The 16,424-nt window shown below is 56.9% G+C and carries 8 protein-coding genes; 7 read left to right on the plus strand and 1 reads right to left on the minus strand.

From position 1 onward, the window contains the following. Positions 1 to 54 precede the first annotated feature (54 nt). The 3 genes from IH944_02625 (at position 55) to IH944_02635 (ending at position 7,091) form a co-directional block, all read left to right on the plus strand. Positions 55 to 1,338, plus strand: coding sequence for a hypothetical protein (locus tag IH944_02625; GenBank protein ID MCH7903444.1), 1,284 nt, complete (start codon positions 55 to 57; stop codon positions 1,336 to 1,338). A gap of 250 nt (positions 1,339 to 1,588) precedes the next feature. Beyond that, positions 1,589 to 3,523, plus strand: a complete 1,935-nt coding sequence (locus IH944_02630) for a hypothetical protein (GenBank protein ID MCH7903445.1) — start codon at positions 1,589 to 1,591, stop codon at positions 3,521 to 3,523. Between the two features lie 25 nt (positions 3,524 to 3,548). Continuing rightward, a complete protein-coding gene (locus IH944_02635) occupies positions 3,549 to 7,091 on the plus strand; it encodes a CHAT domain-containing protein (protein ID MCH7903446.1) in 3,543 nt (1,180 codons plus the stop codon). 137 nt (positions 7,092 to 7,228) lie between these two features. On the opposite strand, the gene IH944_02640 is transcribed toward IH944_02635, so the two are convergent. Further along, on the minus strand, positions 7,229 to 10,123 hold the full coding sequence (locus tag IH944_02640) for a family 78 glycoside hydrolase catalytic domain (GenBank protein MCH7903447.1): 2,895 nt from the start codon (positions 10,121 to 10,123) through the stop codon (positions 7,229 to 7,231). Positions 10,124 to 10,469: 346 nt separating this feature from the next. Here IH944_02640 and IH944_02645 point away from each other — a divergent pair, with 346 nt between their 5' ends. From IH944_02645 to IH944_02660, 4 genes are all read left to right on the plus strand, one after another. Beyond that, positions 10,470 to 12,947: an ATP-binding cassette domain-containing protein gene (locus IH944_02645; GenBank protein ID MCH7903448.1), complete on the plus strand. Its 2,478-nt coding sequence runs from the start codon at positions 10,470 to 10,472 to the stop codon at positions 12,945 to 12,947. Beyond that, positions 12,944 to 13,897, plus strand: coding sequence for an ABC transporter permease (locus IH944_02650; protein ID MCH7903449.1), 954 nt, complete (start codon positions 12,944 to 12,946; stop codon positions 13,895 to 13,897). Before IH944_02645 ends, IH944_02650 begins: the two co-directional genes overlap by 4 nt. Positions 13,898 to 13,919: 22 nt before the next feature. Continuing rightward, entirely contained in the window at positions 13,920 to 14,933 is a 1,014-nt protein-coding gene (locus IH944_02655; GenBank protein ID MCH7903450.1) for a substrate-binding domain-containing protein, read from the plus strand. Between the two features lie 284 nt (positions 14,934 to 15,217). Continuing rightward, positions 15,218 to 16,363 carry a site-specific integrase gene (locus IH944_02660; GenBank protein ID MCH7903451.1) on the plus strand — a complete coding sequence of 382 codons (1,146 nt, stop codon included), beginning with the start codon at positions 15,218 to 15,220 and terminating at the stop codon, positions 16,361 to 16,363. Positions 16,364 to 16,424: the final 61 nt, after the last annotated feature.

Here is a 16,424-nt window from a genome sequence, read left to right on the forward strand (position 1 = left end):
TCGGCACTGCAAGACGGCCTGTGCATCTGGTTTGCGCGAGCGGGGTTTTAGGCTATGAAGCGAAAAAAGAACGGCGACGAAGAAAGCAAGCGAATCGACAGGGTTGCAAGCTACGAGAATCTGGCTAAGACCCTCGCGGACGAATCTGCGCGCAGCGAATTCGAAGATACCCGCCACTACTCAGCGCTTCGCCAGAGCCTCTTAGGCGAACAGTCCGAATCGGGCGTCGAGTTCGAGCTTCTGGAGCAGTACGTCAACGGTACTGCTGACGATGTAACGAGAGAGATTGTCCAGGCGCACATGGCCAGCGACCCAACCGTTCGGCAAGAAGTCGAAGAGCTATTAGAACTTCGAGGCAAGATTGAGCTCGGAGGACAGACTGCACTCTCTCCGAAGCCGTCAAAGAAGGGCCGGGCTTCGCTCACCAACTGGGTGTTCGGTTCCTTTGGTGCCGTCGGGATGGCTGCGGCCGCAGCAACGCTCCTGTTCATCGCCAACCCTCGCAGCGAACGGATCAATGGACTCGAGTCGGAAGTCGCGATCCTCGGTCAAGAATCAGACCATGCAAGATCGGGGTTTGAGGCAGCGCTAGAGGAGATGCAAAAGAACATCGATGAGCGAGAAGGAGAAATCGGTGACTTGAATGTAAGAATAGGCGACTTGAACGAGGCGCTAGAAGGAGCGACGCCTGAGTCCGTTTTTGAGCAAGCGGGAGCACGGTACGTAAGATCTGCGAACGGGTTGATCGAGAAGAGAGAGCCAGCCTCAGAGTCGGTATTGGCACTGCTCAGCGGCCGCGCGATCTCCGAGATTGCGTTCACGGTGCCGGTGGCGGTAGAAGGGGGCGTTTCTCGCGGGGGCGATCTCCGCGCTGTCGGGCTGACTCCGATTCAATCAAAGGTGCCGACGGACAAACCTGTTTTCCAGTGGGAGCCGGTCGAAGGCGCAGTCCGCGTCCAGGTCGTTGTCGAGACGATCGCAGGCCAGCCTGTCATCACGAGTCCGTGGCTTGACGGCGAGCAATGGACTTGCAGCATCGAGCTTGAACCCGGGGTCACGTACCAGTGGTACTTGAACGTTGAGGATTCGGCGGGCGGGATTGAATTAGCGACGGTCCGGGATGAGCTGCCTGCGACGTTCGAGATCGGACAGCCCGCTGAGTGGGACAAGGTTGGTTCCTTCACGTTGGGCGAGCCGACGCTTGAGGGCTTCGGGTGGCTGCTCGAGCGCGGCTACCTGGAAGGAGCGGAAGAGGTCTTAGCAAAACTGATCGCAGCTAACCCGGACGATCCGGAACTCGGTAAATGGCAGAGAGAGCTTTCCCGCATGAGTGGTTAAAAGGTCTCCTCTGACGCATCGTTCTGGAAAGGTCATTGCCATGGCTTCGTAGCGGTTCGCACTGGGGATTTTTGTTAGCGGGACGCGCATACTCAGCACCAAGCGATCTTGTCCGGAAGACTGCACCACTGCAGGTAGGATCAATCGCTGTTCAGAACCTATTGTGCCAACGCGGGCCACAAGATACCGGGCGAGAATACGCTGCGGAACTAGGTATAACTTTCACAGGTCCATTCTTTCCACTGGATCGATGGACCAAAGGAGAACCGACATGACGTTTCTGCCTTTGCTTTTGCTGCTCTCCGGCACCGCTCAAGACCCGGAATTTACGCAGGCTGACCTCCAGCTGCTAGTCGATCGCGTGAGTGCTGTGGCCGAGAAGTTTGACAAATACCTCTATCCGCCAACCGTGAGATTGACTTTCAATGATCGGATAAACGCTTTCTCGACAGTTGAAGCAGAAGGCGATGACCTGCGCGCAGTCGTCGAGTTTGAACTTGAAATGATCAAGGCGTTCGAATACGACGAGGGCATGATAATGTCGGTCTTGTGCCACGAATTCGCACACTTGGCAAAAGGTCATTCGTATTACCGGCTTGTGGACATCGTGACAGGAAAGATTCGAACCGACGTTGAATCCAGGGGTCATTCGCAGTTCGCGGAAACAGAGGCCGACAAGATCGGACTTCGATACTTGCTTCAAACCGGCGGTACGCGTGAAGACGCGATGAAGGCGTTCCGGTGGATGGAAAACGACCAGCGACGCGGCCGGAACGACGGCTACGCGCTGCTCCACTTGCTAAGTGCAACGCATCCCTCGGCGATCGACCGTATGGCATCCATCGCAGAAGACCCTGCCGTATGGGAGTCGCTGCTCACATTCAGGACCGGCCTTGCTCTGATGGAGTTCGGTGAATGGACTCGCGCAATTCGGCAGTTCAATCGCGCTATCCGGCAAGAAGACGGGTTGGAAGAAGCTTACGTCAATCGTGCGATATGTTCTCTGAGGCACTATTACGACTTGCTGTCCAATGACGTGCGAGCGTCTTGGCCGATTCCCGAGTTCTATTACGGCGTCTGGCTGAAGTGGTCGACAATAACGGCACGAGGCGGTGGGATTGATGTCAAGGACCGAGAGCGGTACGCGGAGGCTAAGAACTATATCTCGGAAGGACTAGGAAAGTTTCCGACCAACGGAAAGCTGCTTGGTATGTCTGTTCAAGTTCTATCATTGCACCCTGATCAAGTGCCAAAAGCCGAATTCCTTGAAAGCCGTCAAAAGCTGCTGGACCTATGGGAAGCGCCAGGTGTGAATATGAGTTGGGAAGACAAGAGAGTGGATGACACAGCTCTCATGAGCTACTACGATCGCTCTGAGCTGTCTACGACCGTCGCCAATACGTATCGCGCAGCCCTGATGGATCATTACATGGACATGATGGGAGAGGTGGCACTCGACCTCGGACTGACGAAAGACGAATCGAAAGACAAATGGGGATTCCTATTGCGCCAGACTCCGAACATAGCAAGCCTTCTCAGCCACCAGAACACCGCCCCGGAGTGGAAGGACGGGACGTTGCTATTGATGAATTGGCTCATGCTCAATCCGGCGACGGATATCTGGAATAGAACTAATGAACAGTATCAGCGGCTCTGTGCGGCAATCGATGCTGAACCTGAACCAGTTGAGCCAGCTATGCCAACGCTGGCCACAACGATTTCGGTGCAGATCGCTGAAGGTCAGGTGACACTGATGGATGAGGAGAGTGACTTGGTCAAGGTGCTAGGTGCGCCGTCATCAGCGGTAGATATCGATCCCGGTAGGCCAGGCCTGAGGAGACTGTATTGGATTGGAGCAAACGCATCCTCAGTTCTACTCGTTGACGGCAAGACCATGGCATTCTCAACCGCTAGGGTTGGCGCAACCATAACAGTACGTTTAGGTTCTGATCGAACTGCGAACGCTCGGACGGTGACGTTTGAAGTCGGCAAGACGCTCGAACATGCGGTCGCTTCCTCAAGCGGGGCACTCACGATGATTGACCTTCGATCGAATATGCTCGGTTCAGGACTGTTCGATGAAGCTGACGTACTGGGTGGTCACAAAATATACTTCGCGAACGGTTTGACTATTGCCCGGCGACCATCTGACGGGGTCATCTTGTCGCTTTCGATCAGTGCTTAATAGGAGGTTCATCGACAGGCTGAGAATGTTCGCTGACAGGTCACTTGCCGGTCGCTTCGTAGTCGTTGAGCGGCACCTGTGCCAGCTCCGCAGGCGGCTGGCGCAGTTCTTGGCGATCGTCGTTCTCGTGGCAGCTTCCATTGCTGGTGCAGAGGCTCAGCCTGCCCGACCGCAAGAGCAGAGCCTCGAGGAAGCAGTCGCCCAGTTCATCGCTAAGTCATACGACCGGGCGATCCGGATCGTGGACGACGGCATAGAACTCGCAGACCGATGTGCGGCCGCGAAGAACGCAGACCTGCTCGACACCGTTTACGGCGCAGCCCACGACAAGCTGTCCGCTGTACGAGACGACAATCCCGCAAGATGGACTTTCCAGACCCTTCGCTTAGGAGAAAACGCTGAGAAGAACGACAGGGAGGGGCTTCAAGTATCGTCGTTTGTTGAAATCAGCCAGTACAGCCAGACAAGCGACAAAGTTCCTATTCTCTATCTTATTGAAATAGCGGTTCGACTCAACGAGCAGGCATTGAAAGGAAAGTACCAAGAAGAGGCGGCGCTGGTTAACCTCAACACGTGCAAATCGTCGCTAAGGTCTTCATTCGTCCCGAACGAATTCCGCATGCAGCTCTTGGCCAAAGCCTGTGAACTCGGGCTCATCGTAGGCAGGTTTGACATTGTCGAGGAGGCGCTTGAAGTCGCACGTCCTATCGTCGACGATGAAGCGAGGAATGGTCCGAGGTGGTTGTCATTTATCCCGGCTAACCGCATGCTTTTGGCTCAGAGGCAATCGAGGTACGCCGATGCGGTTGAGATCGCGCTCTCCTCCGCTTCGAACCTTGAGGCCGCCGGGTTCTTCGATCAGGTCGCTTTTCTTTACGATCAAGCGCTGGTATTCCAGCGGTCGTATCTGTCTGGTGGCGGCGACATGCCGATCAATCATATCAAGACCGAAGTCCTGCCAAGGGTCGATGACCCCGGAATTCGAATTCGTCTAGAGGCGCAACTTGTCGCTTGGGACTTCTTTGTTTTGTCAAGTGAAACTGCGGTTGATGCAGCCGGTAGCGTGCTCGAAACGGCTTTCGGTCAACTTAGCTCCAGCCACTTTTCAGTTTTTGTCAGGCACGATTCCGCATTGGCTCTTAGTGTCTCAGCGAACGTCCTCCTTGCTGCTGGGAAGGAGCCAGATCTCGTATTTGACAGGCTCACGACCGGGTCTGCTTTCTATTCGGGATTGGATCCGATTCAGCTGGCGGCAAGAGCAGTATCGAAAGCCAATGTTGCCGCTCAAGTCGATATGCTTGCCGCATACGCGGCGCTCATGATCGGCGAATTTGGTCAAGCCGAAGCTATCGTCCTGGGCGTGTACTCAGATCCCGAGTACGACATTCTCTATCCGATAGTCGCATCTGGAGTTGCACAGCTGCTCGCAGGGATATACATTAATACGGGACGATACGACGCCGCGGCCGACACCTTGGAGCATGCATATCAACTCGTTGCAGGCACGACTGCCCTGGACTCTATTCTGCATCTGAGTATGTTGAACGACTTGTTGGTCGCAACCGCCAACAGCTTCCGAACGCAACGGTCAATTGAAGTTGCAGCCGTTACGGAGCATGCGTTGAGTGCGGTCGGGAAGCGCTACCCAATGTGGTCGTCCATGCTTCACCTGAATCTGGTCGGTCATTACATGGCGCAAGGCGACGCGTTATCCGCTGGAGCGCACGCCATGTCAGCTACGGAGGACCTCTTTCGATCCGGTCTTCCGGCTGCAGATGTGGCACTTTACGTTGCCTGGGCGGAAGTACTGTCCGCGCTGGCCGCATCGGACGTCGAGTCTGCGAGCACGGCGCTGGGACGGCTTGAAATGGCGATCGATCCTGAGGTTCAGCTTTCCGGATTGACCAACAGCTGGGTTCCAGAGTTGCTCATGCAGGCCGTTGTCGCTGCGCTGCTCCTGGACATGACCCAAGAGGCGCAGGACCTTGTCGACCTCGCCTTTGACTGGTTCTCAGACGACCTGGAAAGGAACTTCATTTCTCTTCCGGAGCAGATCGTCATCGGTCGCATGATTAGTGCCCAGTACCTGAAGGCCGTGCTGCTACGGTTGTCAAGTGACGAGGGAGCGTTGCAAGAGAGTGAGCTTTGGCAGCGGCTCCAGTACCTGAAGAACATCGGTAACTCGCTTTGGTCTATCCAAGCTAGTGCGAAGATGGCAATCTCCTCAACAGAAGAAGGAGCTGAATTGCTCAAGGAGATCCAGCGGCTGGAATCCCGACCACCGCACTCTGGGCAAGGAATCGCAGCGCGTACCGCGGACGCACGGCTGGCCCAAGCGTACTTGGAACTGGCGGCGATGATTGATGTCGCAGATTACAGCCTTGAACCCTCGGCCGGAAACTGGAGCGATAGGCTCGAGGCCGGGGATCTGCTGTTGGACTTCTATGAGGTCGGCGTACAAGACTGGCGAAAGGTCGTCGTCTACGTCGCGACGGAGAGCGGCCTTCAAGAGTCGTTTGTTGTCGACGCATCGTTCGAAGAGCTGTCGAACCGGGTGAAGAGGCTTGTCGACGCGCTCAACTCGGAAGGACGATCGGAACCTGTTTTGGCCCCCCCTGGCAATATCGGGCCGATTTGGGAAGAGCCCGCCAAAAAGCTCTACGATCTGCTTATACGTCCTGTCGAGAATCTTCTAGCCAAGTCGGACCGGCTCATCGTTATCGGAGACGGGATAATCCATAACGTAGTCTTCCCAGCCCTGTCGGACGGTGAGAAGTTCTTGATCGAGAAGGTCACGTTCGAGCGATGGATGCCGGGCCGACTGCGCAACTCTTCAGCCGAGGCCGGCCCTAGCCTAGTCGTTGCGAACCCCGATTATGATTTCAAGATCGCCGCGACCCCGGCCAACCGTGTTGGAACCGTGACGTGGACCCAGCTAAATGGCACGTCTACTGAAGGCGACGAAATATCGAAGTTGCTCGGCGTCGTGCCGGTGACCGGCCCCAAGGCGACGGAAGACGCCTTGAAAGCGGTGGAATCTCCACGAGTACTTCATATCGCGACCCACGGTTTCTTTGAGACGTCCAGCGCCAAAGCCGATCAGGCAACAGGTAGCTTCGGCATGTTCTCTCGGAACCCTTATAAGAGATCTGGCCTAGTGCTTGCCGGAGCAAACGTGCCGGGGGCGACCCTCGATCAAGACGGCATATTGGACAGCAGGGAGTTGTTGCAGATCAACCTGAGCGGTACCGAACTGGTCGTCCTCTCCGCGTGCGAGACGGGCCAGGGAGTCGTTGCGGACGGAATGGGCGTTATCGGACTTCAGCGATCGGTACTCGGCGCGGGCGCCAAGAACGTGGTCATGAGCCACTTTCGAGTGCCTGATGAGGCGACGGTCTTGCTCATGATCGCCTTCTATGAGAGCTGGCTGGGCGGGCAACGGGTCTCAGATGCGCTTAGCTTCGCACAGCGCAAGATGCTAGCGGACCCGAACACTCGCGATCCCCGGAATTGGGCGGCGTTTAGCGTTCTGGTCGGAGTGTCCCTCGACCCCAATCCTCGGGGCTGACAGCCGGAGACAAGCAGTTGCGACCTTGCTGGTACTGGCGGGGCGTTGGCGTCTTGAACCGGCTTGAAGATCGCTTTGTTAGACGACTGCCCGCCTTGATTCTGCCGTTTGACGACGTTACCGGGCGAGGGTTACGATCAGTCGGAGACTTCCTCATCAAAGTTCCAAACACCCGAGCCGACTGTCTGCTCTTTCCCGCTCGGCAACCGCACGACTGCTTCACTGTTCGGGGGCACCGACACTCCAAGTTCGAACAGACCGTTTTCGATCTTCCAGTCAGTTTTGATGTAGCCACGAACCGAGTCGAGTGTTGCTCTAGCCGACGTCAGCGGGCCTGGCACGGGCGCGATGAGGAGCTTCTTGTAGCCTGGTTCGATCACCCGGATACCGCCGATCGTTTCGAACATGAACTGTCCGACCGCGCCGTACGCGTAGTGTGAAAAGGAGTTCATTCCCGGGTTTGCGAAGCCGTCTTCCGGCGTCCAGCCGTTCCATCTCTCCCAGATCGTTGTCGCTCCGTGCTTGACGCTAAAGAGCCAGCCGGGGTACTCGTCGCTGAGAAGCAGTTTGTATGCGACGTCGGTTCGCCCGATGTCGCGCAGGACGAGCATGAGGTCTTTTGTCCCGACAAAGCCTGTCGTCAGGTGACCGTACTCTTCAATATTTCGGACGAACTTCGCAGTTGCCTTCTGCTTCAGCGGTTCATCTAGGAGTCCAAATCCAAGAGCAAGAATGTATCCAGTCTGGGTGTCACCTTGGACCGTACCGTCTTCGGCCATGAACTCTCGGACGAACGTTGCGCGCGCCTTCTCGAACAGCGTTTCGTAGCGCTGCGCGTCTTTGCTCAGCACGCTTGCGATCCGCGCCATCAGGTCTGCCGAGTGCGCATAGTAGGCGGTGAAGATAACCTCGTGCCGCGTGGGGACGTTGACGTTCACCCAGTCCCCGAAGCAGTGGAACTCCTCGGGCGCGGTGCCGTCTTGTGAGCGGGATTCGCAGAAGTCCATGAACCGCACCATCGAGTCCCACTGTTTCTCCAGAACGTCTCTGTCCTCGTACGCTTCGTACAAAGCCCACGGCACGATGAGTCCTGCTTCGGCCCACGCAGGCCCGCCGTCGCCCATGTTGTTGATGACCGGTGCGACCTTCGGATAGTTGCCATCGTCGCCCTGTGCGTCTTCCAAATCCACCAGCCATTTGTTAAGGAACTGCTGGACGTCCGCGAGGACAGTCGCGGTGCGGCAAAAAACTTGGATGTCGCCTGTCCAGCCTAGCCGCTCGTCGCGTTGCGGACAGTCAGTCGGAATCTCTATGAAGTTCGACCGGAACGTCCAGTCGATGTTGCTCCACAGCTGGTTGAGCCTCGGATCGGAACACTCGAAACTCGACGCAGGCTTGTTGATGTTGCTGATGGCCTGTCCCGAGATCGCCGATTGCGGAGGAGCCTCAGTCAGACCCTCGACTTGGACGTACCTGAAGCCGTGGAAGGTCGTTCTCGGCGTCCAATCGACGTCACCCGCGCGCAGCTTCAGCACGTCTGTGCACCGCGCTCCCCGAAGGTTTTCGGTGTAAACAGTTCCGTCTTCAGCCAGTGTCTCGCCGTGCTTCAAAGTCAACGTCGTGCCGCTTTCTGCGCCATCGAATTCAAGTGCAGAGACACCGGCGAAGTTCTGGCCCAGATCGAAGACGTAAGTGTTTGCGACTGGCTCACTGATGCTCTTTGCCGGAAGCTGCGCGTAAGTGCGGCTAGGCATCATGGGATACGGATCGAGCTTAGGATCTAGCTCCTTTCCGATGACAACGGGATGCCAGTCCGGCTCGCCCACGGTGTAGTCCGTCGACTCGCCCATAAGGAGGTCTGCCTGGCTGATCTGTCCAACCCCTGCACGCCAGTTTTCGTTTGTTTCAAAGACTTCAGTGGTGCCGTCCTCGTACTCCAGGTGTAGCATCGCGCTGAACCGTATCTGGTCTCCGTAATGTTCGCGCTTGCCAGATCCGACGTGGCCAGCGAACCATCCGTCGGCAAGGAGGACCTGAATCTTGTTCTCGCCGTCGTTGATCAGTGCACCGACGTCGTAAGCCCGGTAGTGGAGCCTCTTTCTATAGTCTGTCCAGCCAGGGGCGAACCACTCGTTACTGATCAGCCGGTTGTTGAGCTCGCACACATAGATGCCGAAAGCGGTCGCATAAAGGATGGCTCGCGAGACGGGCTTCCTGACGGTGAACGAACTGCTCAATACGCGAGGTGCCGGCAAGAAGATGGGAGACGTGCGCAGCTTGCCCCAAGGCGGAACGCCGTGGACGCCCATCGACCGCGACTTGATCCAGTCCGTGTCCTGTTCTCTGCGTACTTGCCAGGTTGTGTCGGTCTCTATTATTGTTTGCTGGGTGCCGCGCCACAACTGAAAATTCGCGAGAAGCGCTGTTGGCCCGGCCGTGGTGTTCTCGACTTCGACTTCGATAATGTTTTCGCCGACCTTCAGTCCCTCGATGTTCTCAAGGAGGACTGGCCGTTTCCAAGCATCTTGTTTACCGTCGCTTTTTCCGATCACTTGCCCGTTGATGCGCACGACAAAGGTGTTGTCGGCTGTGATGAGAACGTCGAGCCGGTCGGGCAGCGGTTGCTCGATGGTGAATGCGCGCCGAAAGTGATATTTGCCGGCTGGCATCTTGTCCGGCTCGGGGTTTGGATAGTTGATCCACGAAGCCCCCATAAACTCCGGTGGCGTATCCTCGGACAGTGGCCCGTCAAATCCGATCCACTCGGCGCTCCAATCGTCCAGTGCAGCAGTCCAAGCCGCTTCTCGGCTCCACTGTCCCTCGACTCCGCTCCTGTCCCAGACTTTGACCCTCCAATAGGCAGTCTTGCGCGGCTCCAACCTCTCGCCTTCGTAGCGGACGTCGAATGTCTGATCTGATTCGACACGACCGCTGTCCCAGAGGACCGCTTCGCCGCGCTGGCGCGATGAGACCTGGATGCGGTACGCGGATTGCATCTCGTTTTGGCTGTCGCCCTCCGTGCTCTCGAGCACCCAGGAAAGACGCGGCCGGGCATCAGCTATAGCGAGCGGATCAATCAGCCGCTCACAGCGCAGTCGTGTCGGAAAGAGGCCGGTAGCGATTGGCAGATGTTACCTGTCGCAGTAACCGTCTTCTACTTCATTGCAAATCCACAGATAGCCCGCATCCCTCCACACTCGCAGTGTGGAGGGTTCTCAGCCCCCTTCCTCTTGTTGCGAGGTCATGCGTGGCTCCATGCTTTAGCATGGTGTGACTTCGTCTCACAGCGGCGCACTCACCACTCTAAAGAGTGGAGCCACCCCTGCACCGAGGGTGAGCTGAGCGGCGTTGCTGGGCTGCACAACGTCCAAACAGCAGGTGGGTGCTCCGCTTGCCGAACTGAGAAACGTATCCAAAGCGTACGGTGGCGTTCGTGCGCTCGACGGCGTGTCGTTGATAATCGAACAGGGAGAGGTCCATGCCCTTTGCGGCGAAAACGGGGCAGGCAAGTCCACGCTCAACAACGTACTCGCGGGCGTCGTGCAAGCCGATTCCGGAGAGATCATTTTCATGGGCGAACTCATGAACGTCAAGTCCGTTCGTGACGCAGAAAAACTGGGTGTGACCATGATCCACCAAGAGTTGGTCGCGTTCCCGCATCTAGCAGCGCCGGACAACATCTTCATCGGACGCGAACCGACGAAGCTAGCTGGACTCCTTCTCGATCGGGCACGAATGGACCGCGAATCCAAAGATCTCATCGAAAGATTAAAAGAAGAAATATCCTTAACAGAAAACCTAGAAGACCTTTCGACAGCTGCCCGGCAGATGATCGGGATCGCAAGAGCGCTCGCGCAAGAAAGCAAGCTGCTCATCATGGACGAGCCCACTGCGTCGCTCTCCACGCGCGAGACGGAAGTGTTGTTCCAAGTCATCCGCGACCTCAAGGCGAACGGTATCAGCGTCCTCTACGTCAGCCACCGGCTCAACGAGGTCTTTGAAATCGCCGACCGGGTGACCGTCTTGAAAGACGGTCGGTTCGTTGCAACGTCACCGACTGCAGACCTGACGCAGCCAGAGCTGATCAAGCTCATGGTCGGCCGCGATATCGGTCCCCATATTCATGAAGAGACCAAGACAGGTGAGCCACGGCTCGTCGTCAAGAACCTGTCGGTCCCAGGGTCGTTTCGCGATGTCAGTTTCGAAGTCAAAGCGGGCGAAATCGTCGCCCTAGCAGGGCTCGTCGGTGCTGGTCGCTCAGAAGTCGTCAACGCGATCTTCGGCATCGATCATCCAACCGACGGTTCTATAAGAATCGACGACCAAGAGCTCGAACTAGGTTCCCCAGAGGCAGCAAAGCGGGCAGGGGTAGCCCTCATCCCAGAGGACAGGCAGCACCAGGGGCTAGTCCTGCAAGCTCCAATCAGCGAGAACATCAGCCTCTCCTCACTCAATGAAATAAGCAGCGTCGGTCTCATCGACAGGCGCAAAGAACAAACGCTCGCCGACGATCAGATCAAGCAGCTGGACATTAGAGTAGCAACGACGGAAGATCCTGCCCAGTCCCTCTCTGGCGGCAACCAACAAAAAGTCCTCGTCGCAAAATGGCTCGCAACAGAGCCTGACGTCATGATTCTCGACGAGCCGACACGCGGCGTCGATGTCGGCGCAAAAGCAGAGATCCACCGACTCATCAAGTCCTTAGCGGCAGACGGTGCCGCAGTGCTCGTCGTTTCCTCCGAGCTGCCGGAAGTGCTCGCGCTTGCAGACCGGATCATCGTGATGCGAGAGGGGAGAATCTCCGGCCAGCTCGACCGCAAGGAAGCGACAGAGGAGTCGATTTTGAAACTTGCCTTGCCGAGCGAAAGGAGCGAGGCAAGACGAACACAACAAGAGGTATCAACCTTGTCACGGATATTCGCAAGGAGAGAGTACGGAGTACTGGCCCTCCTCCTCCTCGCACTGACAGCGGTGAGCGTGGTCAATCCTGGCTTCTTGACAGTTGCAAACTTCGTCGATTCGCTCGTCAAAATCTCTCCTGTCGTCATCGCCGCGTGCGGAGTAACGTTCGTTCTCCTCGCCAAGGAGATCGATATCTCAGTTGGCTCAATGATGGGGCTTGTCGCGGCAATGCTAGGGCTGGCAGTTTCCGCAGAGCGGTGGGGCTGGCCGATCTGGGCAGGCATTGGCTTAGCGATAGCAGTCGGCACGATCATCGGTGCCCTCAACGGATTTCTAGTCGCCGTCACACGGGTTCCATCCATAATCGTCACGCTTGCCATGCTCAGCGTGCTGAAGGGGGTCACAGAGTTGGCGATGCAGGGCGAGTGGATCACCGACGTTCCAAGCGGCGTGAGGTTTTTCGGCACGGGCTCGGTCGCCGGGGTTCCAGTAAGCATTCTGTTAGCTTTGTCGGCTGTTGCGGTGAGCTCTTTCGTGCTTGCTTGGACACCCTTTGGACACAGAGTTCGCGCAGTAGGCAGCAACGCTCACGCCGCGCACCTGTCAGGTGTTTCACTCAAGAAAATCCGTTGGACGGTGTTCGCGATTTCTGGACTCTTCGTGTCGATCGCAACGTTGATTACTGCGACACAGATCCCAGTCATCGAATCCGGGATTGGAACAGGGTTCGAGCTGCTCGTCATCACATGCGTAGTGGTCGGCGGAACTTCGATCCAGGGTGGCCGCGGAACCATATTCGGAACAGTGGTCGGGGTCGCGTTGCTCGGACTGACCTCCACGTTTCTCATCTTCCTCAAGCTGGGCGAGGCGCTGAGCTTCTGGGAGCGCGCGATACAAGGCACCGTCATTCTCGCCGCGGTTCTCATCGACTATAGAAGGAGGAAGAAGAGGTGAGAAGACAGTTCGGCTTGCACGAAGCCGCGCTCCTAACGATGCTCGTCGCCCTCATGGTCTGGGCAGCCATCACAGATCGGAAGTTTGTCGAGCCGCACGTCCAGCTCGAGCTGTCGCGGCACGTCTGGGAGCTGGCGATATTAGCTCTTCCAATGGCCCTTGTGATCCTGACAGCGGGCATCGACCTTTCGATCGGATCAGCCCTTGCGCTGAGCGCCGTGAGCCTCGGGATGCTCCATCGAAACGGCGCTCCGATCTCAGTTGCGATCATTGGAGCGCTGCTCACCGGCCTTGTTTGCGGGGCGCTCAACGGACTGTTCGTTTCGCGCTGGAACATCCACCCGCTCATTGTCACTCTCGCTACGCTCGCTGCCTTCCGCGGTATCGCCGAGGGCGTCTCCCACGGGGAGTCGTTCAGCGATTTCCCAGAAGGGTTCTCGAAGATCGGCCAAGGGGACTGGCTCGGCTTGCCGATCCCAGGCTGGATATTCCTCATTCTATTGGGAGTCACGACCGTGCTGCTGACAAAGACAAAATTCGGGCGTGTGCTGAAAATGATCGGTCTCAACGAGTTGGCGACGACGTTCTCGGCGATTCCCGTCGGTCGAATCAAGTGGATGGCCTACTCTCTCGCTGGACTCTCAGCCGGGATCGCGGCAGTCCTTATGGTGTCGCGCCAGAACACGGCCAAAGCAGACTTGGGCCTTGGAATCGAGCTTGAAGTCATCACGGCGGTCGTGCTAGGCGGTGTGAGCATCCACGGCGGCAAAGCGACTGTTCCAGGGCTTGTCCTAGGGATTCTTCTCATCCACGAACTACGCGAGTTCGTTACTTGGCATTGGCAAATGAGCGAGGTCAACTTGCTCATGATCGGCGGGATGCTCATCCTCTCAGTACTTCTTCAGCGCGCGTTCGCACGGGGGAGCCGTGTCGAGTCGAGCCCAGTATAATGAGCTTGTAGCCGAGGACTCCATGCTTAAAAGAATCTCACTCGTCGTCGTTACGATCCTGTGTCTTGGGCTCGTCGTGGGTTGCGGGGACAAGTCCGCTTCAAGCGACGATGACGACGGCAAGATCACGATCGCGCTCTTGCCGAAGAAGAAGGGCGTCCCCTACTTCACGAGCTGCGCAGACGGTGCACGAGAGGCCGCTGCCGAGCTTGGCGATGTTGAGCTGATCTACGACGGTCCGACGGACGGGTCGCCGGAGAAAGCCGCGGCGATGATCGAGCTGTGGATCCTCAAAGGAGTAGACGTCATCGCAGTCTCGCCCAACGATCCCGCTGTCGTCGGTCCTGCAATGGAAAAAGCCCGGGCAGCAGGCATCAAGGTCGTCACGTGGGACGCTGACGCCGATGCAGAAACCCGCGACTTCTTCATTAACCAGGCGACGGCACGAGACATTGGCTTCGCGCTCGTCGACGCAATGGCGCAAGACCTCGGAGGCAGCGGCGCCACGGGCGACGTCGCCATCATCACAGCCACGCTTACGGCCGCAAACCAGAACGAGTGGATCAAGCACATGCGCGTTCGACTGGCCGATTATCCAGGCCTCAACCTCGTCGACGTCAAACCTTCGGACGAAAACCAGACTCTCGCGTTTTCGACCGCGAAAGATCTCATGAACGCTTACCCTGACCTCAAAGGGATTTTCGCTATTAGCTCGGTCGCGTTCCCCGGAGCGGCAGAAGCGGTCAAGCAAGCCAATCGCTCAGGAGAAGTCATGGTCACGGGCCTCAGCACACCAAATGACATGCGTGCCTTCGTCAAGGACGGCACGGTCAAGTCGGTCATTCTGTGGAACACGCGAGACCTCGGTTACCTGACGGTCTACGCGGCGCGCGCGCTCGTTAAAGGCGATCTCAAACCGGGTGACACGACCTTCGCTGCGGGCAGGCTGGGCGAACGAACCATCGAAGGCGACAACATTCTTCTTGGGGACATGCTGATCTTCACGATAGAAAACATAGACGACTTCGACTTCTAAGTGATGCAGCTAGCAGACTTGCAAAAGAGAAATCCACCCCGAAGGACGGTTTTAGGTTCAAATATATGGCTGCCGCAGTAGGACTCGAACCTACGACCCGCTGATTAACAGTCAGCAACATGGTGTGTGCGTTGGCATCCGTAGTTGTACACTACGAGCCTGATCCTAGGCTAAACTTGGTGAAAAGTGTGTGCGGCTGTCCGCAGTTGTGCATGGTATAGTCTGACAAATAGACTGACATTTTCGATTCTCTGTCAGCTTCGGAGTGAGGTCAACGTGCAATCATGGCGAGGATAAGACTACGACGGGACAAGGGCACGGGCGCAATCTTTCAGCTCAACGATGGTCGTTGGCGATCAGAGATCGCCTACCGCACGCCCGATGGGCGACGAAAGGTCGCCACGTTCACAAGGATGAAAAAGGGCCCGGTCGTCGCCGAGCACAATCGTCGCGTGCATTCGATAGAAAACGGCACATACGGTCGACGGGAGAACGCTGGCACTCTTGATGCGCTTGTTGCGGAGTGGTTGGAGAATGAGATCAGGCCTAATCGTGCAGCCGACACGTATCGAAGTTACAGCGAGCTGTACGAGAATCACATCGGTCCGAAACTCGGCAAGATGAGACTGGATCAGATCACCCTCTTGCATGTTCGAGAACTATTGCGAACGCGAAAGAGTATTGGATTGTCAGCAAGCACCGTGGATCGGATAAAGGCGACCATCAGATCCGCCTTCTCATACGCCATCAGCAATGGCGTGTTGGTAACGAATCCTGCCTCCGGGTTAAAGGCCTCGAAAGGACAGCGAAGAGAGGTCAAGTATCTAGAACCCGGCCAAGCCAAGGCTCTCATAGAAGTCGGCCGATCGAGTTCTATCGCTGGGCCGCTGCTTGTTGCGCTTGGTACCGGAATGCGCCTTGGCGAAGTGCTGGGATTGCGCTGGAAAGACGTAGACGAGAGTCAGAGGTACATACGATTGAATTTCCAACTCAAGCGAGGACCGGGAGGCTTTCGCTTGGATCGATTGAAGACGGAATCAAGCCGCAGGACATTGGAGATAAACGACACTGTTGCGAGTGCCTTGCAGGCTGCGAAGACTTTGCAAGTGCAGTCAAATGCAGTTGCAAGGAAGCTGGACTTGGTATTCGTTGGTCCCGAAGGAGGTCCTATGCACCAGAAGTACTTCAACGACCAGCTCAAAGCACTCTGCAGGGAGATTGGCGTGGAGCCGATCTCGGCCCATAGCCTTAGGCATACTGTTGCGACCCTGCTGATCGCGAACAACATTGATCTTGCGAAGATTCAGCAACAGCTTGGGCACAGCTCAATCACGTTAACAGCCGACACGTACGGGCACTTGATACGCGCGGGCGGACGGATTACTGCTAAGGCGCTCGACGATGCGCTGAGGTCTGGCGACGTGTCTTGACCCCCCCCGGGGGGGCTCCCCCTAGCACATGACCCCGGGGGGTGGAACGATCCATTGAAGC

The sequence above is a fragment of the Armatimonadota bacterium genome (assembly GCA_022563855.1).
GTDB lineage: Bacteria > Armatimonadota > Fimbriimonadia > Fimbriimonadales > Fimbriimonadaceae > JADFMN01.